Origin of the sequence: Bartonella sp. AA83SXKL, from assembly GCF_042196965.1 — a bacterium.
Lineage (GTDB): Bacteria > Pseudomonadota > Alphaproteobacteria > Rhizobiales > Rhizobiaceae > Bartonella.
Map to the genome: position 1 here is coordinate 15,955 of NZ_JBHIRG010000005.1, position 23,865 is coordinate 39,819.

19 protein-coding genes, 2 tRNA genes and 6 pseudogenes are annotated in these 23,865 nt (G+C 35.9%); 16 read left to right on the forward strand and 11 right to left on the reverse strand.

Annotation, left to right across the window (positions count from 1 at the left end):
* The first annotated feature begins 55 nt into the window (after window positions 1-55).
* A tRNA-Asn gene (locus ACFINO_RS03695) sits at window positions 56-130 on the forward strand.
* A gap of 1,393 nt (window positions 131-1,523) precedes the next feature.
* Here the strand turns inward: ACFINO_RS03695 and ACFINO_RS03700 are convergent.
* From ACFINO_RS03700 to ilvA, 3 genes are all read right to left on the reverse strand, one after another.
* Window positions 1,524-2,906 carry a DEAD/DEAH box helicase gene (locus tag ACFINO_RS03700; RefSeq protein WP_375655080.1) on the reverse strand — a complete coding sequence of 461 codons (1,383 nt, stop codon included), beginning with the start codon at window positions 2,904-2,906 and terminating at the stop codon, window positions 1,524-1,526.
* 290 nt (window positions 2,907-3,196) lie between these two features.
* Window positions 3,197-3,727, reverse strand: coding sequence for a hypothetical protein (locus ACFINO_RS03705; RefSeq protein ID WP_375607472.1), 531 nt, complete (start codon window positions 3,725-3,727; stop codon window positions 3,197-3,199).
* A gap of 35 nt (window positions 3,728-3,762) precedes the next feature.
* Window positions 3,763-5,040 (reverse strand): threonine ammonia-lyase IlvA, encoded by a 1,278-nt coding sequence (gene ilvA / locus ACFINO_RS03710; RefSeq protein ID WP_375655081.1) that lies wholly within the window; start codon window positions 5,038-5,040, stop codon window positions 3,763-3,765.
* A 146-nt stretch (window positions 5,041-5,186) separates the two neighbouring features.
* Between ilvA and ACFINO_RS03715 the strand changes: the two genes are divergently transcribed.
* From ACFINO_RS03715 to ACFINO_RS03765, 11 genes and pseudogenes are all read left to right on the forward strand, one after another.
* A tRNA-Leu gene (locus tag ACFINO_RS03715) sits at window positions 5,187-5,272 on the forward strand.
* A 222-nt stretch (window positions 5,273-5,494) separates the two neighbouring features.
* The gene (locus ACFINO_RS03720; RefSeq protein ID WP_375655082.1) at window positions 5,495-5,773 is read left to right on the forward strand and encodes a hypothetical protein; all 279 of its coding nucleotides are present in this window, start codon (window positions 5,495-5,497) and stop codon (window positions 5,771-5,773) included.
* 26 nt (window positions 5,774-5,799) lie between these two features.
* Window positions 5,800-6,114, forward strand: a pseudogene (locus ACFINO_RS03725) (hypothetical protein).
* A 676-nt stretch (window positions 6,115-6,790) separates the two neighbouring features.
* On the forward strand, window positions 6,791-7,231 hold the full coding sequence (locus ACFINO_RS03730) for a hypothetical protein (protein ID WP_375655083.1): 441 nt from the start codon (window positions 6,791-6,793) through the stop codon (window positions 7,229-7,231).
* Window positions 7,197-7,529: a hypothetical protein gene (locus tag ACFINO_RS03735; RefSeq protein ID WP_375632931.1), complete on the forward strand. Its 333-nt coding sequence runs from the start codon at window positions 7,197-7,199 to the stop codon at window positions 7,527-7,529. The genes ACFINO_RS03730 and ACFINO_RS03735 overlap by 35 nt, the downstream gene beginning before the upstream one ends.
* 171 nt (window positions 7,530-7,700) lie before the next feature.
* A pseudogene (locus ACFINO_RS03740) lies at window positions 7,701-8,087 on the forward strand (hypothetical protein).
* A gap of 49 nt (window positions 8,088-8,136) precedes the next feature.
* Window positions 8,137-8,364: pseudogene (locus tag ACFINO_RS03745) on the forward strand (antitoxin).
* A gap of 60 nt (window positions 8,365-8,424) precedes the next feature.
* Window positions 8,425-8,679: a type II toxin-antitoxin system PemK/MazF family toxin gene (locus ACFINO_RS03750; protein ID WP_375632933.1), complete on the forward strand. Its 255-nt coding sequence runs from the start codon at window positions 8,425-8,427 to the stop codon at window positions 8,677-8,679.
* Window positions 8,680-8,825: 146 nt separating this feature from the next.
* Complete coding sequence (locus ACFINO_RS03755) at window positions 8,826-9,146, forward strand: hypothetical protein (RefSeq protein WP_375655084.1); 321 nt, start codon at window positions 8,826-8,828, stop codon at window positions 9,144-9,146.
* A 3-nt stretch (window positions 9,147-9,149) separates the two neighbouring features.
* Window positions 9,150-9,728: pseudogene (locus ACFINO_RS03760) on the forward strand (hypothetical protein).
* Window positions 9,729-10,314: 586 nt separating this feature from the next.
* Window positions 10,315-10,993, forward strand: a pseudogene (locus ACFINO_RS03765) (phage antirepressor KilAC domain-containing protein).
* Window positions 10,994-11,237: 244 nt separating this feature from the next.
* On the opposite strand, the gene ACFINO_RS03770 reads toward ACFINO_RS03765, so the two are convergent.
* From ACFINO_RS03770 to ACFINO_RS03785, 4 genes and pseudogenes are all read right to left on the reverse strand, one after another.
* The gene (locus tag ACFINO_RS03770; protein WP_375632935.1) at window positions 11,238-11,768 is read right to left on the reverse strand and encodes a hypothetical protein; all 531 of its coding nucleotides are present in this window, start codon (window positions 11,766-11,768) and stop codon (window positions 11,238-11,240) included.
* A 36-nt stretch (window positions 11,769-11,804) separates the two neighbouring features.
* On the reverse strand, window positions 11,805-12,134 hold the full coding sequence (locus ACFINO_RS03775; protein ID WP_375655085.1) for a hypothetical protein: 330 nt from the start codon (window positions 12,132-12,134) through the stop codon (window positions 11,805-11,807).
* Window positions 12,131-12,397, reverse strand: coding sequence for a hypothetical protein (locus ACFINO_RS03780; RefSeq protein ID WP_375655086.1), 267 nt, complete (start codon window positions 12,395-12,397; stop codon window positions 12,131-12,133). The genes ACFINO_RS03775 and ACFINO_RS03780 overlap by 4 nt, the downstream gene beginning before the upstream one ends.
* A 136-nt stretch (window positions 12,398-12,533) precedes the next feature.
* A pseudogene (locus tag ACFINO_RS03785) lies at window positions 12,534-12,982 on the reverse strand (DEAD/DEAH box helicase family protein); the annotation flags it as partial.
* Window positions 12,983-13,576: 594 nt separating this feature from the next.
* Between ACFINO_RS03785 and ACFINO_RS03790 the strand changes: the two are divergent.
* Both ACFINO_RS03790 and ACFINO_RS03795 read left to right on the forward strand, forming a co-directional pair.
* Complete coding sequence (locus ACFINO_RS03790; protein ID WP_375632937.1) at window positions 13,577-14,185, forward strand: fumarylacetoacetate hydrolase family protein; 609 nt, start codon at window positions 13,577-13,579, stop codon at window positions 14,183-14,185.
* A 224-nt stretch (window positions 14,186-14,409) separates the two neighbouring features.
* On the forward strand, window positions 14,410-14,595 hold the full coding sequence (locus ACFINO_RS03795) for a LysE family transporter (protein WP_375633052.1): 186 nt from the start codon (window positions 14,410-14,412) through the stop codon (window positions 14,593-14,595).
* On the opposite strand, the gene ACFINO_RS03800 is transcribed toward ACFINO_RS03795, so the two are convergent.
* Window positions 14,588-14,800: a hypothetical protein gene (locus ACFINO_RS03800; RefSeq protein WP_375632939.1), complete on the reverse strand. Its 213-nt coding sequence runs from the start codon at window positions 14,798-14,800 to the stop codon at window positions 14,588-14,590. The genes ACFINO_RS03795 and ACFINO_RS03800 overlap by 8 nt on opposite strands.
* A 796-nt stretch (window positions 14,801-15,596) precedes the next feature.
* On the opposite strand from ACFINO_RS03800, the gene ACFINO_RS03805 reads away from it, so the two are divergent.
* Complete coding sequence (locus tag ACFINO_RS03805) at window positions 15,597-16,997, forward strand: amino acid permease (protein WP_375632941.1); 1,401 nt, start codon at window positions 15,597-15,599, stop codon at window positions 16,995-16,997.
* A gap of 1,001 nt (window positions 16,998-17,998) precedes the next feature.
* Window positions 17,999-19,390 (forward strand): amino acid permease, encoded by a 1,392-nt coding sequence (locus tag ACFINO_RS03810; RefSeq protein ID WP_375655087.1) that lies wholly within the window; start codon window positions 17,999-18,001, stop codon window positions 19,388-19,390.
* Between the two features lie 115 nt (window positions 19,391-19,505).
* On the opposite strand, the gene ilvC is transcribed toward ACFINO_RS03810, so the two are convergent.
* The 3 genes from ilvC to ACFINO_RS03825 form a co-directional block, all read right to left on the reverse strand.
* Complete coding sequence (gene ilvC / locus ACFINO_RS03815) at window positions 19,506-20,525, reverse strand: ketol-acid reductoisomerase (protein WP_375632945.1); 1,020 nt, start codon at window positions 20,523-20,525, stop codon at window positions 19,506-19,508.
* A 1,065-nt stretch (window positions 20,526-21,590) separates the two neighbouring features.
* Complete coding sequence (locus ACFINO_RS03820; protein WP_375642938.1) at window positions 21,591-22,325, reverse strand: pyridoxine 5'-phosphate synthase; 735 nt, start codon at window positions 22,323-22,325, stop codon at window positions 21,591-21,593.
* Between the two features lie 85 nt (window positions 22,326-22,410).
* Window positions 22,411-23,532 carry an ATP-dependent RecD-like DNA helicase gene (locus tag ACFINO_RS03825; protein ID WP_375632949.1) on the reverse strand — a complete coding sequence of 374 codons (1,122 nt, stop codon included), beginning with the start codon at window positions 23,530-23,532 and terminating at the stop codon, window positions 22,411-22,413.
* Between the last annotated feature and the right edge of the window lie 333 nt (window positions 23,533-23,865).

The following is a 23,865-nucleotide window of genomic DNA, read 5'->3' on the forward strand; positions in this document are numbered from 1 at the left end:
TTGCAAATCAGTATTGCTTTGCTATAGCCTTTTCAACGAGATGATTGGGCACCATTCCCCGGTAGCTCAGCGGTAGAGCAACCGGCTGTTAACCGGTTGGTCGCTGGTTCGAATCCGGCCCGGGGAGCCACTTTTCTTTTATTCCACGTAGTTTATTGTTTTTTCTAAAGTTTTTAGACATGAGGGATTCGTTAATAAAAGTAATGGAATAGGATTTTTACAATAAAGTAGAAACGCAATATCCTACGGGATGTGTTTTTTGCAATGAACGCAAAAAACTATTGATTCATTTTAAAATAGCACAAATAAGATTACTTTTCTCAAACCACCGCACCTCTATAAGAGGGCACTGCAATTATTTGCACATTATAAATTATAAATTACGATTTCTTTCATCAAAGATGAATTATTAAGCTCCATCAGCAATGAAACTGTCTCATATTTTTTTTCCAAAGAAAGAATGATTTATACTCAATAAAGAAATTAAACTTAAAAACGTGCTCATGAAGCAATCATTTTGAAAAATGGAAGAAACAATAATCAAGGTCATATATTATCTCCATACACCCCACATAACCTCCTCCCCATCCTAAAAGCAAAAAACATAAAACAAGTCTGTAAACACTCCAACGTCTTATCTAATAGGTTGCCTCCTGCTAGCCACTTCAACGCTTTACAAACAACCTTGCCTTGTTCACCACACTGTCATAAAACATTTAATACATAAAATCTTATAGGCTTTATAGCCCCCAAATACTTTATATCCCCCCAAATAATAGTGTTTTACAGTAAAAACCAAGATAACGAGCTAAATTGTTAAGAATCTTGAGAAAGCCTTCAGAAATCATGACATTCTCGCTATTGTATTATGCAGTCACATGCTTTTTTAAAGAGATATCTCTTAAATCCCCCAAGACTCTTTCACAATGACACCCCCGTAAATGGTATAAAATGAAATCGATTGATCAGCCCCATCTTTATTTATAATAAAAGCCATACCATCATACTATTTTCCAACTCTCAATCTCAGCAATCCCCCATTGCCTTTGAAAGAGTTTATAAAAATTATTTTATTTATTTTTCAAATGTTTATTTATATGACAACTTCACACATAACGTGCAAGCGAATACTTTTGATTGATCCGCATAAATAACTTAAAAATGAAAAAATACGATATAATGAATTATTAAATATATAAAACAATGAGTTATTATTAGACATCAATTTTTAAAATTAAAAGTTATCATTAAAGATAAAACACATCCTTTATAAAAATAGTTTTATATAAATAAAATCTACTTTTATTCCCATTTAAAAAAATAGGAATAAAGCAAATAAATAATTACCTCTACAATAAAGATTTTTAATAAATCCAAAAAGTTAGAAGTTTTCATTTCTAAAAAATGAAAACCTCTAAAGGATCTTCTTACTTTGACAAGAGTATTTTATAGCTCTTTTCAATTGAGAATAAATCAACAAAAGTAAAAAATCTCCAGTACATGATCTTTTTTCAAGACTTTATCTAAGCAGCCCTCTTAACTGATTTTCGAAAACGAAGAGGCTTTGCACGCTTTACTACTGCTTTTGCTTTTTTATGCCTCTCATTTTGAGGTGAAGAATTCTTCCGCTGCAACTGTGCGGTATCATCTTTTCGACCTAAAAACTGTTTTTGACGTTTAGATTTTTTAAAACGGCGTTCCTTATCGTTTTCTTTTTCTTTACTTTCTCGTACAATTGGCTTTTCTGGAAACGCTGCAAATTGTTCTGGAACAGCCTCAGCCACCAATTTCATACGAATCAAGCGCTCTATAGCACGCAAGCGGGACCTTTCTACCTTCTCATCAAAAAGCGTAAGTGCTACACCAGATGCGCCATTACGTCCTGTACGACCAATACGATGTACATAACTTTCAAATTCATCTGGTAAGTCGTAATTAATAACGTGGCTTATCCCTGGTATATCAATACCGCGTGCAGCAATATCTGTTGCCACTAGGATCTGCACAGATCTTTCACGAAAAGCTTTTAAAGCAGACTGGCGAGCACCTTGTGATTTATTTCCATGAATTGTTGCGACTAAATATCCTACCTTTTCTAAACTACGTGTGACAGCATCTGCCCCATGTTTAGTTCGAGTAAAAACAATAACCGAATCAAAAGCTGGATTTGTCAAAAGTTTACTTAAAACACTCTTTTTTTCATTCGTAGGAACACAATATAATTTTTGGCAAATCTCTACAGCCGTAGTACCTTGAGGAACAACTTCAATTTTAACCGGATCATTGAGTAAACATTTTGCAAGCACAGCAATTTCCCTCGGCATTGTTGCAGAAAAGAGTGCTGTCTGACGCTCTTGATGCAAAAGCTTTGCAATTTGCTTAACATCATGAATAAACCCCATATCCAACATACGATCTGCTTCATCCAAAATCAAAAAACGAGATTGGGAAAGATCAACACACTTTTCACGAACAAGATCTCTCAAACGCCCTGGAGTCGCTATCAAAACATCCACACCTGCTTCCATACGTTTAATTTGTTTTAAACGTGATACGCCCCCAAAAATAAGACATGTTGAAAGATGTGCTCCTTTCGCCGCAGTGCGAATCGTTTCATCAATCTGAACAGCAAGTTCACGCGTTGGAGCTAAAATCAAAGCGCGTGCAGTTTTAGGGCAGCGTTTATCACCTAAAGCCAAAATCTGACTTAAAATAGGCAAACTAAATGCCAAGGTTTTTCCAGAACCTGTCTGAGCAACACCTAAAATATCGTGTCCTTTCAACATAACTGGAATAGCTTGTTCTTGTATAGGTTTAGGTTTACTCATCCCAGCAATGAGTAAATTTTTAATCAAAAGAGTAGGCAAACCTAACTTTGTAAAAACATTTTCTTCTTTTATAGGCAAAATAAAATCTTTCCTTAGCTGAAGAACTCAAAAGAAGTAACCATCTGAACTCTCCACTCAAGAATCCGCGCAAGAGAAATCCCTGACATTTTAAATGAAGCAACGCCTAAAAAGCGGCTTGCGCAACTCATGAACACCTTGAAATCAAGATAAAGGCGTATAAACTTCACTTTACAAAAAGCCAACAAACCAGCCTAAATGCCTTCACCTCTATTATCTTTGGATTATGATAAAAAAGCAAGAACTTTACGAAATACATTTATCATGAATAAAAACAATATTTAGATCGTTTACTTTTTGATGATTGTGTCCATCGGTAAATGTACCTTGATAAAATCAGGATAAATCTCGAGAAAAACTGGATTTTGTAAAGTTTTTTGACCGCCATAAATTAAATACCATTGGTTTTTATCAAAAATCGCCAAAGTTTTATATTGAATGATGCGATCTTTCATCTCAAGAACTGTTGGAATTAAAGCATACAAAGTACCGTTATCAGTTTGTAAATACTCTATATTTTCTTTATCTAAATAATAAGCACCAGAAGGCAACCCCTCAAATTTCTTATGCAACTGTTGAAGAAAATCACTACGTAAAGCACTCTCTGTTGTATTCAATCGATGTGCCATCTCTTTATAAAGCCGCTCAGGCATATAACGAGAAATAGGCATAAAATCCCCATTTTTTATAGCATTATTAACATCAACAACGACTCTTGAAAGTTCATCTTTTTGTACTATTGTTGGCTGAGATGCTAAACTCTGTTGATTAACAATCAAAAAGAAAAATAGACTCAGCACCGAATAAAAAATAGGTTTCATCATTATACTTCTTGTTTTAGTAAAATTTCAGTTTCTCAAATAACAAAATCAAATAACGTTTGATCATCAGTAATATCACGATAACGCCAACCTAACGCTTGAAATTTTTCCTCTAAAAGACAAAAATTACCGTATTTTTTTGTTTCAATCGCAACCAATACAGAACCAAAGTTTCTCGCTGACTTTTTAAGATATTCAAAACGTACGATATCATCATCTGATGATAATGTGGAAAGAAAATGACGCAATGCACCAGGATGTTGCGGAAAACTAAAAATAAAATATTTTCTCAGCCCTTGGAAACGTAAAGAACGCTCTTTAATTTCTGGCAAACGCTCAAAATCAAAATTACCTCCTGAAATAACGAGAAGAATTTTTTTCCCCTTTAACTCTTGAGGAGGAATACTGTTAAGCGCATCAATCGATAAAGCACCAGCCGGTTCAAGAACCACACCTTCAACATTAAGCATTTCAACCATCGTAGAACAAACGCGGTTTTCAGGAACCGTAATGACAGAATCAGGGGGAAATTGCTTTAGAATTGTATAGTTTAGAGCACCAATTTCAGCCACAGCAGCACCATCTACAAAAGTGTCAATGCTTTCAAGCTTGACGCGTTTTCCACTCTCCAAACAAGCAAGCAAACTTGCAGCTCTTTGCGGCTCAACAAAACGAAGCTTTGTTTTCCAACCATATTCATGTAAAAACTTGCTCACTCCACTTGCCAAACCACCACCCCCTACCGGCACAATCATCAAATCTGGCTCACTTTCTCCATTGAGTTTTTTCCATTGTAAAGCAGCTTCACAAAGCACTGTTGCCTGCCCTGTAATAATGCGAATATCATCGAAAGGTGGAGCCATTACACCACCGCTCTCTACGACAAAGGATTGCGCAGCTTCATAACATTGATCAAATGTTTCACCAACCAAACGAATATCAATGAATTCTTTACCAAAAATACGTGTTTTTTCAATTTTTTGTTGTGGCGTTGTCATAGGCATGAAAATCACGCCTTTACGTTTAAAATAACGACAAACAAAAGAAACCCCTTGCGCGTGATTCCCCGCTGAAGCACAAACAAATGCAGAATCTGGTGATATACAGCTAAGCATTTCTGAAACAAAATTGAAAGCACCACGAATCTTATAAGACCGCACCGGTGTTAAATCTTCACGCTTTAAATAAATTTCTGCATCATACTTTTGACTAAGAAAATCATTTCTTTGAAGTGGTGTTTCAGCAAACACGTGATGCAATCCCACCATAGCTTTTGTGACGTCTTGAATAAATTGACTCATAACACTAATCATTTCATACTTTATTTACATTATAAAAGCTTTTTCTATCGATAAAGGAAACTATTGTCAGTCAAAATTTCACTAAAAAATGAAAAATGTTTCTTTTGTCATTAATTCTTGATTCAATAAAAGATATAGCTTATGAGAGAACTCACATCGCGGACGTGATGAAAACGGTAAACATAGCAGACTTAAAATCTGCCGGTCGAAGACCTTGCGGGTTCAAGTCCCGCCGTCCGCACCAGATTATCTTAATCTCTCTTATTTTCCAATGATTTATTAAAAGTCAAAAAAAATTAAAGCACCTTCTAAACCACCTTTCGTAACTTTATTATAACGCTATAAGACGGCACCGCGGTGGTACTAAAATACGAATCATTGCTGCTTTTTGAGGTACCTTTTTAGCACTTTGACCTCCTCCTCGTCTTTATAGGATGGAGAGGCAATCAGTATTGCTAATTTGGGATTGGCTTATACTCTTCATGACTCTTGTAAAACGACGCAAAAGCTCAGAAAAGAGATAGATGCAAAAGACAAAATAATAGATAAAGAAGCTGAAAAAATACGTGTACAAAAAGATGTGATTCAAAAACAAGAAGAGTTAATTCGAAAATCAACTGCTTCTAAGATTATTTTTCCTCGAATGGCAGTAAAAAATTGGCCCAAAAGTAGTTTCAAGTACTTTCTCACGACCATTTTTTCAAGACAGGCAATCACAACACGCTCTGTCATAGCGCACATATAAATACGCAACAGCCTTCATGGGGGAAGATGATCATCAATACACAAACCGTTCTCTGCCTTGATCTAGATCTAAGACAGGCTGGGCGATTTCTCGTGTAGACAGCAGTATAACAAGTAGCACTTGTCAATTTTGAATTTTGTCGTTTTAAAGGCGATAGTATGCGCTATTTGCGTTTTCAGCAATGGCTTACAAAAATGAAAATCACAATAGATAAAGTCAATGCCTCACAAGAAGAGATGATTAAGACGGTGTGTGCAAAAGGATACAATCCAAAAGATGACAACGAAGCAAATGCTTTAGCAATTTTATATTTAGTTAAAGAAGGAAATGCGCATGTCTAATGCAATGCCATGGATAAGATTCCTTTTGAATGACTGGAACAGTGAGATCGATGGAATGACATGAGAGCAAAGGGGCATTTATATAACGCTTTTCATTCGCATGTATGACAAAAAAGCACCAATTAAAACAGATTTTGAAATGCTTGCCCGCGCTTGCAATTGCTCGCAAAAAAGTTTGTAACTATTGTCGAATATCTCATAAAGAATGATAAACTTATTGAGAAAGATAATGGTTTGTCGAATACGCGCGTTGAAGAAGAGCTAAAAGATTTTACTGATAAAAAAGTGCACATATCGCAAATTCATAGTGAGGCTGGAAAAAAGGTGCACAATAAAAAACGCTATAAAAACACTTTAATGATTTTGCTGAAGCAAACGCTAAGCAAAACCAAGCTATAAAGAAACAGAATAAGAATATATATAAACTAAAACTATCATTTTAGTTAGCAAAAAAAACTGCTTCTGAAAATTTAGAAACAAACGAACAGGTTGACGAACCAACAGAGGTTGCTGCTGTTGAGACCACATCAGAGCAAATCGAAACGGGTGTAGAAAAACAACCTTCCATTCACGAGCAAGAGAACATTACGAAAAAGCTAAACGGGTTAGAAATGACAGTGGCTGTCGTACCCCTGATGATTTCGAACCTGTTTATGATTTCGCAATCGAAGAGGGATTGCCTCCAGAGCGTGTCAAAGCCGAAATGGCAAAATTTCGAGATTTTTGGAAAGCTAGAACAGGCAAAGATGCACGCAAAACGGATTGGAAAGCAATGTGGCGCAACTGGGTGCAAAAAGCTATCGAGGATTTAGAGAACGGAAAAAACTATGGAAATCACTCTCAAAGGCAAAAAAGTGTAGATGAACGCATCTCAGACAGTATCCTTGATATCGGGCCTCGAGGTCACTTTGAAACACATTCACGAGATGATAACTCCGGAGTTTCCTTTAGTTTTGAAAAGTGGCAAGCATTGACACAACAGCAGGAAGCGATTGCCTTAGAAGCGTGTGATCAACTTCACGAATTGTTTTCAATAAAAGTGAGTAAAGAGGACATAACCAAGGCAATTTGGATGCTTTCGTGTGGTTCAAAAAATTTCGCAACAGGCAGATCATGAAGGTATGGCGCTTACCTATGGAATGGTTTTGGAAAGTGTTTCTGCGTGGTCACTCATAAAAACGGTTAAACGGATTTTATGCGATGAGGTAGAAGGTTTATCGGATACGTTTTTTCCAAACACTCGTGAGTTAGTAAAATTATGTCGTGATTTGGAAAATAGTCTTTTGACAAAAGCCAATCTTGTACACCAGGCTGTTTTGAACACCCGTGAAAAAAGGCTGAAAGAAAAGGCAATGAGAGAGAATTCAAGACCACTCACGTTGGTTGAAAAGCAAGTGAAAAACATTGCAGGTTAGCAAACTAGTGAAAATTGCTGATCATTTTGTGATTGGATGTGCATTTAAATCGACAAAATGGCACCGTACAGAGTGATTTAAAGATTTTATGATAAAAAATCTATCATATAAAACGCTCTGTACGGTCAAATTTGAGGCAAATAGACAAATTTGTAAAATTAGGATTAAAGCATGTTCATTTTAAAACATCTATTCTTAAAAAACCATAAACAACCCATGGAAAGAGGTTTGTTGCAACGGCAGTGGGTATGCCCCATGGGGGATGAGACAGAGGAGTATTTTTACAACCTCTACGAATACGAAGACGGCACAAGAGAGTGTGAAAAGTTTGATGGTGGTCAGTATTACAAAACACCTAAGAATGCGGATTTTAGCACCAAAGCGCAAGTAAAAGCATGGGTTTACGGTGGTGATATTCCGAAAAGCATTCTCAATTACGAACCTCTTATAGACGAGATCAACAGAGAGATAAAAAATATTGACTTTATTCAGAGTATATTGCGTATTGCTCTAAATGCGCTTCTTAAACATTTACACAAAAGCATAAAAAGCTATTGAATCATGGGCTTTATGTTATATTTTTATATAATATTAGAGAGGGCGTTTTATGCATACAACGAAATTACGTAAAGTTGGAGGATCAGTTATGCTCTCTACACCGCCTGCATTGCTTGATGTTCTTCATCTTACTGAAATATGCAAGTGGGTTTGGCTATAGATATCGCAAAATTACACTCTTGAAGAATTGTTAGCCCAATGTAATACTTCGGACGATTTTGCGGATAAAGATGTAGAGTGGTTTGATACTAAGCTTGTTGGGAGAGAGCTCTTGTAATGAAGCGGGGTAAATTTGGTTTGTATCGCTTGACCCAACCTCTGTCTATGAGAAAAATGAATGCATCCTGTACTGATTGTGTCACCGGAGGCGTTTAATCGTTTAACAAAAACACTCATTGTTTTGCCCATTACGAGTGGAGGAAATTTTGCTAGAATAGCAGACTTTGCTGTTTCATTGGTGGGAACAGGGCTGCATACAACAGGTGTGATATGCTGCGACCAACCGCGTTCTTTAGATATAGTAGCGCGTAATGGGCGAAGTCTTAGCAAAGTTATCAACATTTCTTACTTGAATTTTTTCTACAATTTTTAATGTTTAAAAACACCAACTTTAGGTAAAAAGTAAAAAAGCATAAGATCATGATTTTTTCTGTTGACAATCGGCTAATCAATTTTTCACAGAATAAAAATCAATATTTGACTAATGATGTCATTAATTATGACTCAAAAGGAGCCATAATGAAAGCTGTCATCACTAAGCCAATGTGTGTTGTTGGCGACAATAAAAGCACTGTTCGCTTTGAACCATCAACACCCAATAATCCATTTGTTGAAGTTTCTAATCAGATCTACGCACGTCTCAAGCGCGCCAATGCTGCAAAACTTCTTGTTGAGGCCAAGATGGTAGCAAAGCCTGACAAAGCAATTGAACAAATTAAGCAGATAGAACAAGAAGCCACACAAACATCATCTGAACCAATGACTGAAGAAACCTCTCTCGAAAAACCAAAAGCATCTAAGGTCTCTCAATCATCAACACCTACTCTTAAAAAGGCTTAGAAGTTGAAGTTAATCATCTACCCAAAATGGTATCTTCAACAGGTAAAGGATACCTTCACCAGTCTTCAAGCACCACGCCTTAATTGGGCTTTGCGTAATGCTCTAAACACCGCAGTAAAACAGTCGAACGCTTTACTGAAAAGCAAATTGCCGACATCTCATCAGCCCAATCAAAGCGTGTTAAGCAAGGTGTTTATATTAAAGAAAAGGCGACAGCAAGGTTTCTTGAGATAGATATCATTCGTTCTGGAACACCGATACTTCTTAAATTTTTTAAAGCAAAAGAACAAAACGCGGCGTGACTTACACAACTGTTTGGAAAAAAACAAATCTTGCCCATGTTTTTATCAAGGATGGGAGTTTTCCAAAGCGTGTTGATTTAAAAAAGCTGAATGGTAATGTATTTCAAAGAGCGGATGGAGATCAATTCCCCATTGCAAAACAAGAAGGACCTTCAATTGCTAAAGTGATGTCTAAGCCAGAAATTGCAAGTGCTATTGTAAAAAAGCTAATGAGAGATTAATTGCCAATATACAGTGCCAACTTGCTCGTCAAGAATACGCTGCCAACAAGAAAAGCTAAATTATGTTCTTAAGCTTTATCTATCTATTCCATATCCTTATGAGTTATGTATTATACACTTTGATTGCAATTTTAAGAACAGATTATCACTTATGTTTTGTTTTTTCCATAAAAAAGTCAATAAAATCAATTCAAAATGTACTTCCCAGCGGGTTGGCTTCGTTGCGGGGCAGACTAGTGCGAACTATCGCTAACGACAGAATTTTCAATTTGACTGTACATTTTACACTTAGCTCATTGATAAATAATAATTTCAATATGTACACTGTACAATATGTGAAACGTTTTCTTAGCAAAAAGTAATTCTTGTTGCTGGAAAATTCTATAGTAATAGGTATTTTCGAATCAGGTGCCTCAAAAACACCTTAAAACAACTAGCGGATTAGTTGCCGAAATAACTAATCTTCCGCAATTTAAAAGCTTTAACTCATTGTGTGCTACATGCATATAATAGCTTTGTCAGGTGTGGCTATGCCATATACCCCCTTCGGGGAAAGGCGTAACGACGGACTAGATGCCGTGTTTCTTAGTGCCCAGCACTCTTTTAGAATGTCATTAAGGAACGTCTAACATCTAAGAATTCTTTATGAATACCATTATTAAAATTACTGAATTATGTGGCAAAAGGCATGACGATATTATGCGTGACATCAAGAAAACGCTTGAAGAACTTAACGCCCTCAAATTTAAGGAGGTTGATTTTGGTGGGCACTACCTTGATAACAAAGGTGAAAGCCGCCCTTGTTATAACCTGCCAAAGCGTGAATGCTTAATTCTTGTTTCTAGTTACAGCACTGCCTTACGAGCAAAGATAATTGACCGTTGGAAAGAGTTGGAAAGACAAGTAGTTATTCCACAAATTGATTACTCCAAACCCGAAGTATTATTTGGCGCCTTAAATCATCTACAAAATCAAATTAAGCAGAAAAACTATGTTATTTCAGAATTAGCACCAAAAGCAAAAGCTTTAGAAGGCTTAAAACGCTCTGATGGTTTGTTTGGTTTGATTGAAGCCGCGAAGATGTTGGAGATAAGACCAAAGGATTTAACAGATTACTTGCGTAAAAATGATTGGGTGTATCGACGTGCTCCAAGTGGTCCATTGTTACCTTTAATCAGGATAAAATCAAAAAAGGATTCATGGACTGTTCTGCCATCACCATTCAAAAACCGGATGGAACAGAAAAGGTGCTGCCTTCAACAAAAATCACACCTAAAGGATTGGCGGCATGTTTGAGAGAAAAATCCATGGAGGTGTGCAATGAAGGTAAATACTAACTTCTTATGCGATTTATGGATGGCATTATCTCAATTTTCTAGGCATGAAAATATGAGTGATAAGATTGTGCTGCTCTGGTTGAGATCATGAGTTTAGTAGAAAAAGCTTTGATTTTAAAACTTCACGATGAAGTGCCTATCCTTCTTTCGATATCTTTCTCATCTGACGCTCCATAAAAAAAGCCCCACAAAAGTGGGATTGGATAAAATGATGTTCTAATCAATCTCGCGCTAATTATAATAAAGTGGCTCGCTACATCCACGGGCGCCTATTTTTTCATCTTCTACATAACGAGAATGCGCAAAATTCCGTACAAGATGATCATTGTTAGAGCCACCAGTCCAATCGCCTCCTCCCAACATAACATTTATGTCTACACGTAAACTGCTTCCTTGCTCCCCTGTATGCCATTTAGTCACGGGATAACAACCAGACAAATATTGCCAAACATAACCGCAACCATCCTCACAACCGATATGCGAAATCATCCGTCTATTGTTTGTATCAACGTGTCCTCCAGACGTCTTAGGAGAAGGCGCTTGATTGCCGACAATACTGGTTGCTTGATTACTTCCATACATGCATGGCGAAAACTCATCACTCGTCAAAAATCTCTTATTAACAGACCAAAAATCAAAGGCATGATTCGCATAGCTACGATTGCTCGTTATCGGAACACCATATGCCGACTTTGCATTTACACCTGTCCCTGATTGAAGATAAATATCAACCCAAATATTATGCCACGGATTGTAAACCATCCCTTCTGGACTACTACGTGGGCGGTGATTTAAACATCAAACAGAATTGGGCAAAACATCCCCCGCTTGATAACCCGATAAGAGATGACCTTCAATCTCACCAACATCCGCACATAGCGTATGAAATCCACTGATCTTTTCAGAATTATCCTCTGTATAGCCATCAGGAGCCGTTGGATTTTGCGAAAGCTCAAAGGATAGCTCATTCGTCTGATCTTTTAAGATGAGATATATATAATAATCCTTTCCTGCTTCAAGATCTTCGTCAAAAGTCATCCTTCCACGCACTGGAATGCGGTAAAAGATGGACCTATCCCCATTCTCACCACCATGATGAACGCGAAAACATGCCCCTTCATTGATCACAAAAGACCTTTTCTATTTTCCGGATCGGCTTCCAGAAGCCTGTAAAGCTGATCAAAACGCACATCCTCTAAAAAATTAGTGGAAAGAGAACCTACCTTACTTTGAAGTTCAGAAAGACTGTCACTGTTCCTCTGTGCCTTCTCTTGAACTTCTATCAATGCACTCTTCGCTTCTTCCGCTAACACTTTTATCTCAGAGGCGGCTGTATTCGCAGAATTTGTCGTTGCTGTCGCCGTGTCTAATGAACTCTTGACCTCTTTCAAGCCCTTACTTCGTCGTATCAGCTTCTTCTTTTGCTTGCTCCGCAACACTCTTCGCTTCTTCCGCTGTTGTCTTCGCAGTCTCAGCTACTTCCTTGGCTTCTACAACCAAAGGTTCTACTTTATCTGCCTTAACCTGCGCTGCTTCACAAATGATCAGATCAAATTCTGATAAACCGTATTTCTTTTGCGCATCCGCAATCACTTGGATTAATTGGTAAGTAGCAAACACCACGGTCATTGCATTTACTAAGACTTTATTTGCTTTTTTTCAAAGCTTTTGAACATCAGTTGATAGCTGATAGAGCGAGATCTGAGACATCGAGTTCGGCAGCAGCTTCTTTGTTTTTACGACGCTTGCCAACTTATGTATCAGAATACACCACAAAGGAACGAAACGGCACTTCTGTATAGCGTGTCCATTCTCTTATCGTTTTGTGACATCAAAGCCAGAAAAGGCACGAAAAACAAAACACGCTTGCCAGTTCTGGTTATTTGTTGTGCTATCTTAAAGCTGATAAAAATCTTCTCCGTTCCACATGCCACAATAAGTTTTCCACGATCTGCTTCTTTTAAACCATCACAGACTTTCTCATATTTTTGGATTTGTTGAAAAGTTATCCCTAATTGATGCCCTAATTGCTTTTACGACATTCCCAGCATTTTTCTTTGAAAGCGATTTTTTGCCTATAGAAATGCCGTTAAAATGTAGCTTTTTGCTTTTCACTCTTAAGCTCCACCCGCTGGGTGCGAGCACCCTCGCATTAGTATTCCGAGAGCCTGAAAGTATTGAATACGAAACAGATTTTTGCTTTTAGTGCTCATAGCACCTAGACATAGAAAAATATCCCATAATTCCGAGACACCCACAGAGTGGGCTCATTTATGATCGAACTTTAGGACTTTCAGACCCTACTAATCGCTGCGTAGACGAGCAAAATCACTCTTTAAGTAATAAAGTAATTTCAGAAAATTGGCAATCAAAATTAAAATAATCTCAAAGACTATAAGATTGGGCACTCTTCAAAAGAGGATAATGCGAAGAGCTGTCATCGTGGTTAGTCATCAACCCACATAATGCTTCTTTTCCAGAAAACGCAAAACGCGATATAAGAAAAAATGTTGTTTGCAAAGTTTTCTCTTGCCTATACAAAGAGAAAATAAAAAATTTGGAGGGCTCCCATGATAAATGACATCTACTGTGTTGGATACAATTATGTTGAACATGTTCATGAACTAGGCAATGTTGTTGAAGATGAACCCGTTATCTTTAGCAAACCAAAAAGTTCACTCGTTTTAGGTAATGAAATTTATCTCCCTGATTTTTCCAAAGAAATACATTTTGAAACTGAAATTGTGCTCAAAATCTCAAAGGACGCTTTCATGATCATGGAGGCAGAAGCAAAAGAATGCTATGATGCCGTAGCAATAGGTCTTGATCTCACCGCGCGGGATTTGCAAACAAAACTGAAAGGAAAAAGGCTTCCTTGGCTTTTATCGAAAGGATTTAAAGGCGCTGCATACGTCTCTGACTTCATAAACAAGGAAAAAATAAACAACCCAATAACCTTTGCAATGAAGTTGAATAGCGAAACAAGACAAGTTGGCAATACGAAAAATATGATCTTTAGCTTTGAGAAGATAATCTCATTTTTAAGTCACTACATTCAGCTAAGACGTGGTGATCTCATATACACAGGCACTCCACAGGGTGTCGGAAAACTTTCTCAGTTTGACAGAATAGAATTGTATCTCGAAAATCAATTAATTTCAGAGCTAAAAGTAAAATGAATCATCAAATACTGACCTTTTTCATTGTTTCATTTTTTTAGTCATCTCACCGGGGCCGAATATGGCCCTTATCATCGATAATGCAACGAGATTGGGAAGAAAGAACGCATTTGTAAACGTTTTAGGATTGTGTACAGCAACATATGTGCATGGGGCATTTTCCACACCTAGGTGTATCAGCGCTCATTCTCAACAACAAAACGCTGTTTTTTTTAGTAAAACTCATGGGTGGCAGCTATTTATTATACATGGGCTTTAAATCAATTAAATCTGGAATACACAGCTTAAATTCAAAAGAAAGAAGTTCAACGAATGAAAAGCATGCTACGAGTGAAACAAAGCTTTTAACCAGCTATATGGACGGTTTTTTGACACAAATACTAAACCCAAAGTATCTATATTTTACATAGCAACTTTTCCAAAATTCTTAGCTTCTGGTGGTAGCATTAAAAAAGGTTTTGAACTTGTAACCATACATTCTTTCAACATCTTTGCATGGTTTACTTTAATGACCATTTTTATATCATTTGCCAGTACCGCCTTAAAAAAGCAGCGGGTAAAAGGCTCGATTAACATTGCGACAGGAACAGTTTTATCTCTGTTTTCTTTTTTCATTTTCTTTGGATAGTTTTATCTTTTGATAACAAATTGTAAAGTTAATAGAGCAATCTTTTCCTGATTCTGTCTCTCACTATGAATAGCTCAATCTCTAACAGAACTTATACAATCCCCAGTTCTTTTTTTCTTTGTATAACTGAATTACGTTGCATTTCTTTATCATACTCTCAAGGACGTTTGTGTAAACAATGTGAGTTTCTCGCAATATTTTATAAAATGTTACCAATATCTAAACAAAATCCTTATTCATCACTTTAAAAAATAAGCTATGATATTCCTCTTTTCGTTTATGAAACATAAAGTAACTTTTTGATTTATGATAGCACCATACAAACAAAAAAATGATTTTAAAAATCATTTTAATTTTCCATTACAAATTGTTCTTAAACTAAGATGAGAACTCTCGAGTGCTATTTGAGCAAAAATTAAAACTCTCACCATTATGAATAATAATAAATAATGCACTGATTACAAATAATAAGTTTCAAAAAATTATAAAAACTCCTGACAGTTTTCTGAAATAATTTTAAAAGCCCCACGTCTTTTAAAGAACAATTAATTTGTTATTAATAACAATAAAAAGCCCCCTATTCAAATATCTGTTACGTTATTTAAGAGAAAAACATTCTCTTTTTTCAAAACCATATTCCTAAAACATATTCTTTTCTTTATCCACACAAAATCATAAAAAACGTTTTTTTCCTTTACACCTCATTTATATCATGCTTCGATACAGAACAATGCATTTTTAGTGTAATTTAATCTCAAAATAATTAAAGGGAACCCCCAAAAAATGAGCTATAAACAAAATTTAAAAGATGGTCCTCAGATGAAACTACAACGTGGCCTAGATAACCGTCACGTACAACTTATAGCCCTCGGTGGAGCTATTGGAACAGGACTCTTCATGGGATCAGGAAAAACAATTAGTGTAGCAGGCCCTTCCATCGTACTCGTTTATGCTATTATTGGATGTGCCCTATACTTTGTCATGCGTGCTATGGGAGAATTATTGCTTTCTAATTCACAGTACCGGTCCCTTATTGATTTTTCAACCGATATGCTAGGACCGGGAATCGCTTTCTTTGTAGGCTGGAGCTATTGGTTGAGCTGGGTTGTAACTGGAGCTGCAGATATTATTGCCATCATCACTTATATGCACTTTTGGTGGCCAACGCTTAATCCATGGATTGCCGTTTTTTCTTGCATTGGTTTCTTTTTAATTTTTAATCTCTTTGCCGTAAAATTATTTGGTGAACTTGAATTTTGGTTTGGTCTTATCAAAGTCGTAGCAATTTTAGCATTAATTGTTGTTGGTTTTTATATGATCGCTACGAGCTTTACTTCTCCCAATGGTACTGTTGCTTCTCTCAATCACGTATGGAACGATGGAAATATCTTTCCGCGAGGAATGACAGGTTTTTTTGCTGGATTTCAAATTGCCATTTTTTCTTTTGTTGGTATAGAAATTGCAGGAACAACTGCAGCTGAAGTCAAAAATCCTAAAAAAGTTCTACCAAAAGCAATTAATGCAATACCAGTACGTATTGTACTCTTTTACATCTTCTCTCTCATCGTGATTATGTCAGTCACACCTTGGGATCAAATTGTTCCAGATAAAAGCCCCTTTGTTTCGATGTTTTGGCTTGCTGGTATTCCGATAGCTGCTGGTTTGGTAAACTTTGTCGTTCTCACCTCGGCTGCTTCTTCGGCAAATAGTGGTATTTTTTCTACTAGCCGCATGATATATGGGCTTGCAACACAAAAAGGTGCTCCTCCAATTTTAGGTAAGCTTTCCAAATATCATGTTCCAGCCAATGCTCTATTCTTTTCCTGCTTATGTATTTTAATAGGGTATACAATTGCCTCACTCTCTCCAAGCCTCATAAGTGCTTTCACAATTGTGACGAGCATCTCAGCTATTGCATTTTTATTCGTATGGTCTGTAATTTTGGTTAGCTATATTGTATATCGTCGCAATCACCCTCATTTGCATGCTGAATCCGTCTACAAAATGCCAGGAGGAGTTATCGTGTGCGGGATAATTTTAGTTTTCTTTGCTTTCATGCTCTATTTGTTAACGTTAGAAGAAGACACCCTAACAGCTTTAAAATACGGTATATTCTGGTTTATTTGCTTAGGCATAACCTATTTTACATTTGTAAAGAAAAAAATGACTCAAGGTAACAAATAAAGTCTATACATAAAACATCTCAAAAAAGGGTAATTTTAGTTACCCTTTTTCTACTTAACCTCCTCCCCAAACATCAAAAAACGACGATTCCTACCAGCGCCGGTTTGTGAACAATCCAGCTTATTAAGAGGGAATGCTGCTGATCATTTATATGGTTCACCTACATAAGGCTCTATGGGCTAGCCCTGCCCTGAACACTCACCACACATTCTAAAAATACTTAATGTGTAAAATGTTATATGCTTTATATCACTACTCTACACAACAGTATTTTACTGTATAATAGGATAAGAACGAGCTATTCTGTAAAGAATTCTCTATAAACTTCACTGACATTGTTTACTAATAAAACATGAGATTTTATCTAAAACTTCCCCCCTCAAAAAAATTTATATTCAATTTTTTATCAAAATTAAAAATGTAGCTCTAAACAGAATATATCTTAATAGCTATCTGCAATAAAAAAAGATTCTATGAAAATATTTTTCTATTTGTAATAAATTTTAAATATTAATAATTAAATGTAAATTTTAAATATATTTTTTAATTATTTAAATAATAGTTTAACAATTTAAACTTATTTTATTTATAAATAAAGTTTTATATTTAATAAATTTACAATTTTATTTATATTTTTATATATAAAAAATATAAATAAATAAATAATTTTAAATATAAATATATTTATAAATAAAATTACTATAAATAAATATAATTATTATTTATTTACAAATAATAATTATGTATAAAATAAATTATATTATATATAATTATTATTAATTATGTATAAAACATAAAAATTAAAAAAAATATAATACAATTTATCTTTTGTTTCTTATATATAAAATAATTATTCCATTAATGAATAATGTTCTTGCTTTATTCACATATAGTCATAGAAAAAAATTCCTTTACTCCTTAACCATAGCGTGTTCCGATAGAAGGAATTACCTTTTTTAGGGTAATTTTATTTAAAAATAACTAAGGAGAACTCCCCAAAAATGAACAAACAAAATTTAGAAAAAAAACCTAAGAAGAAATTACAACGTGGACTACATAACCGACACATACAACTTATAGCCCTCGGTGGAGCGATTGGAACAGGTCTCTTCATGGGATCAGGAAAAACAATCAGTGTAGCAGGGCCTTCGATTCTACTTGTTTATGCAATTATTGGTTGTGCTCTATACTTTGTCATGCGTGCTATGGGAGAGTTATTGCTTTCTAATACACAATACCGATCTTTTATTGACTTCTCAACCGATCTTCTAGGGCCATGTGCCGGATTCTTTATCGGCTGGACATATTGGTTGTGTTGGATTGTCACTGGAACTGCTGAAATTATTGCTATTGTCACTTATACACACTTTTGGTGGACTGAACTCAATCCGTGGATTCCTGTTATAATTGGTCTTATGTCCTTTTTAATTCTTAACCTCGTCGCAGTAAAACTATTTGGCGAACTTGAGTTTTGGTTTGGTTTTATCAAAATCGTAGCAATTCTAGTCTTAATCGTTGTAGGATTTTATATGATCTTTACCGGTTTTGTCTCTCCAAACGGTACGGTTGCTTCTCTTAGCCATATATGGAACGGTGGGAATATTTTTCCGCGAGGAATTACAGGCTTTTTTGCTGGATTTCAAATTGTTATTTTTGCTTTTGTTGGCATTGAACTCGCTGGAACAGCTGCTGCTGAAGTAAAAGAACCTCAAAAAGCTCTACCACAAGCTGTTAATTCAATACCAATCCGCATTGTATTCTTTTATATATTCTCTCTTCTTGTGATTATGTCTGTGACGCCGTGGGATCAAATCAGTCCAGAAAAAAGCCCATTTGTAACAATGTATGCACTTATTGGTATTCCAACTGCTGCAGGTTTGATGAACTTTGTTGTCCTCACAGCTGCCGCATCTTCAGCAAATAGTGGAATTTTTTCTACCAGCCGTATGATATATGGGCTAGCAACACAAAAAGGTGCTCCTAAATTTTTAGGAAAACTTTCTCGTAACCACGTTCCAGCTAACGCATTATTCTTTTCATGTATATGCATCTTATTTGGTTATGCAATTGTATCGTTATCTCAAACACTCATAGCTGCTTTTACAATTGTTACGACAATTGCCGCAACTTTGTTTATATTTGTATGGTCTATCATTTTGATCAGCTATATCGTCTATCGCCGCAATCGTCCTCTCCAGCATACTGTCTCTCCTTATAAAATGCCTGGAGGTGTTGTTATGTGTTGGGCGCTTCTTATTTTCTTTGCATTCATTATTTATTTATTGTCATTAGAAGCTGACACTGCCATAGCTTTAAAATACACTCCAGCGTGGTTCATATTTTTAGGAATTGTATACTTTCTTTTTGGAAAAAAGAATTATGCAAAAAATTAAAAAATAAAGCTTATGTTTCCAAAAACATATAAAAAAGGGTAACTAAAGTTACCCTTTTTTTGATATTTATCTATAAAATTATAAAAGCTATTGACAAAATATCTCTGTAGAAGCTTCAATTACGCTCTTTATCAACCAAAGCGTTAGATTTTATCCAAGGCATCATAGAACGAAGTTTTTTACCAACTTCTTCAATAGGATGATTATCATTTAAACGCCGCATACTTTTAAAATGAGCAGCACCAGCTTTATATTCTTGAATCCAATTCGATGTAAATTTACCCGTTTGAATATCTTTCAATATACGTTTCATTTCTGCTCTAGTTTCATCCGTAATCACACGTGGACCAGAGATATATTCACCCCATTCAGCTGTATTAGAAATCGAATAATTCATATTTGCAATGCCCCCTTCATACATGAGATCAACAATCAGTTTCACTTCATGTAAACACTCAAAATAAGCCATTTCCGGCGCATAACCTGCCTGTGTTAATGTTTCATAACCTGCTCGAATCAGTTCAACAAGACCTCCACAGAGAACCGCTTGTTCACCAAAAAGATCAGTTTCGCACTCTTCTTTAAATGTTGTTTCAATCACCCCAGCACGTCCACCACCAAGTCCACACGCATAAGATAATGCTACATTATGTGCATGCCCTGAAGCATCTTGCGCCACCGCTATTAAGCAAGGAACACCACAACCCCGTTGGTATTCATGACGAACTGTATGCCCTGGACCTTTAGGAGCAATCATCACAATATCAACGTTTTTTTTAGGTTCAATCAAGCCAAAATGAATGCTCAAACCATGCGCAAAAGCAATCGCTGCCCCATCGTGTAAATGATCATGAATATGTTCCTTATAAATATCAGCTTGCAATTCATCTGGTGTTGCCATCATGATGAGATCTGCCCATTTTGCTGCTTCAGCAACACTCACCACTTCAAAACCATCAGCCATGGCTTTTTTAACTGTTTCCGACCCTGAACGCAAAGCTATTTGCACATTTTTAACACCAGAATCTTTCAAGTTTAAAGCGTGTGCACGCCCTTGAGAACCATAACCAACAATGGCTACTTTTTTCCCTTTAATGAGATTAACATCCGCATCACGATCATAATAAACACGCATAAAAAAATTCCTTCTTTCTCTATTTAAACTGGATTTCAGATTATTTTTATTCAATAAGAAACATTATCTACAGTGCATCACACACTTATAAAGACAAAAAACACCGCTTATAAGAACACAGCAATTGAATAATTTTAAAGTTTACATATTGCATAGAAAAAACTGTAGTCCCCAAACATTCCTAAAACATATACGGATCCCCAAATAAACTTCAACTGCTATTCTACAAAAACAATAATTACACAAAATAAGATTTCTAAAGAAAATTTAGCTAATATTCTACTCTTTTATCGTGCAACAAAACGCTATATTCTAAAAATTAAGATACAACATACAATTTTTAACATGAACCAAATCAATACAGATAGCAAGAAAAATTACAAAATAACAAGTATTGTGTTAATACAACTTTCAAAAGCATATACAACAATATCTTTAGAATAATAAAGAGGATGTTTTTACTTTTTACGTTCTTTAATATCCACGCCTCTCACGCGAAGAAGCCCCCCATACGTCCATTATGTTATCCATTTATGGCGCCTTATAAAAAAATTTTAATATGCTCAAGCCCTTTTCAAGAATTCCCTATAATAGTGTAAGATTTATTGCACATCACTCTCTTTACTTCATAAAGCTACAAGTCGATATCATCATTCTATTTAACAGCTCCTATTGCATTAAGCTTATTCATAAGGAGATTTTACGTTATACTATTTACAGATAACCCAAAAATGAGCTCAAATATCAAGAAAATTTGTGTATTGATCCATTAAAATCCTACGCACTCCTTTATAATGGAAATACTTTCAAAACCCTATTTCTTCTCCATTCAAAGAAATTATAATAAGAAGATTTTAAAACTTCCTCATAATGGATAGTACAAATAAAAAACATCGCATACACTCAAAAACAAAAGATAGAAAGCAACCAATAAATAGAGGAACAATAGAATATTTATAATGCACGATAATAGTGCTATTTATCTAAGCAATATATTGTTTTTTTAAGATAAATTGGCAAACCTCTATAAAAATTTCTTTTCCAATTTTTATAGAGAGAAAAAGATTACGATAATAACCGGATAAAACGCTGAACAGTCTCATGTATTCCATACTCTAATGCATCAGCAATGAGCCCATGGCCAATAGAAACTTCATTAAGCCAAGGAATATTTTTGACAAGAGCAGGAAGATTCATAAGTGTCAGATCATGCCCTGCGTTTATACCTAACTGCAACTCTTTTGCTCTTCTTGCTGCTAAAACAAGTTTATTGAGCTCTTGATCTTGTTTTGTTTTATCCTGAAATGCACCACCGTAAGGTCCCGTGTAAAATTCCACACGATCAGCGCCCATTGCTTTAGCAATATCAAGACCATCGACAGTAGGATTAGCAAAAAGGGATACACGAATCTTTCTGTTTTTTAAATTCTGAATAATAGGTGCTAAAAATTCTGCATCATGAGCAAAATTCCAACCATGATCAGACGTTGACTGATCTGGATCATCAGGAACAAGGGTGATCTGATCCGCATAGTTTTCAGCGATATCCAAAAATTGATCACTGGGATAACCTTCAATATTAAACTCAGCTGTAGGAAAAGTGTTCTTGATTAAACAGTATATATCTGGCAAATCCGCAAAACGAATATGCCTTTCATCAGGGCGTGGATGAACCGTCAAACCTGCTGCTCCAGCAGCAAGCGCTATATGCCCAATATTCGTTATACTTGGCCACGGAAGATTACGTCGATTACGCAAAACAGCAACAGCATTAAGATTAACCGAAAGTTTTACCGCCATGCCCATTTCCATTTTTTTATAGTATGTAACAAGATAGAAAAAAGGCATTTTTCATCTGAAACTTAGATGATATACACATTTTTTTCTATCGAACAATCGTTAAACGCTCTGCTGCGCGCGTAATTCCCGTATAAAGCCAGCGCGCATACATATCACGAAATGCAAAACTTTCATCAAACAAAACGACATTATTCCATTGAGAACCTTGCGCCTTATGAACCGTTAATGCATACCCATAATCAAAATCATCATATCGCTTTTTTAATTGCCATGAAATTTCTTGATCAGGGTTTTCAAACGCTGCTTTTAAAAGTTTAATCTTTGCTACCCCACGCTCACTTTCTTCTGGTTTCACAAGAAGATTAATACTTGGTTTAACGGTCTCCTTCTGTGAAGTCATCACCTTCCATAAAGAGCCATTCAACAAACCTTTAATAGGATCGTTTCGCAAACACACCAGCTTATCTCCCGCTTGCGGATAATCTGCTGTAAATCCCTTTAACACACGCAAACGCTGATTATAAAGGTGGCGTGTACGATTAACCCCTACCAAGACCTGATCAGCATCCAAAACCAATTGTTGATTGACCTCTTTACGTGTCACAACGCGCGCTTCTCCATAGTCACCATAAGCAATATCGCGTCCTTCACGTACATCCATAGCAAGACGTATAATCGGATTGTCGCGCGCTTGCCGATGAATTTCTGAAAGAAGAAAATCTGGTTTCCCATTAGAAAAAAAGCCCCCACCAGATATAGGAGGCAATTGACCTGGATCACCAAGAACAAGAATTGGCGTTCGAAAGCTCATTAAATCACGCGCCAATTGTTCATCAACCATCGAGCACTCATCAACAATAATGAGTTTAGCTTGTGCAGCAGCACTTCTTCGATTTAATGTAAATGTTGGAGCAATAGACTTTTTTCCTGTTATTTCATCGGAAACTTCCTCTTCTCCACGCGGACAATAAATCAGCGAATGAATCGTACAAGCATTGCTTGCACCTTTAGAACGCAAAACCTGCGCCGCCTTCCCTGTAAAAGCAGCAAATTGAACAGAACCATCAACTGTCTCTGCAAAATAGCGCGCAAGCGTCGTCTTACCGGTCCCCGCATAGCCAAAAAGGCGAAAAAGAGGAGAACGCCCTTCCCTCAACCACGCGGCAACAGCCTTTAATGCATTATCCTGTTCCCGTGAAAACTGCATAGCTTACCAACATAAGATTTGCATAAGAAGAGCAGTATTTTGAAAAAAAACGACTATCAAGAAAAACCTTTTTATTAAGAATTGCTGACACACGCCCATCTAACAACCTTCGTAGCACAATTATCAATTATTTACCCATTGCTTTTTCAAGATATTGTAAAAATCTAAATTTTATCTATACATCGATCTTCTTGGTAACACCTTATACTTATCAAATAAAATATCATTTTTTACAACAGTAACACCAACAATGGAATATGCATATCTTAAATTTAAAATAACACCTATATACGCTTTTTTTAACCAAAATTTAGAATAAGAAAAAGAGCATTG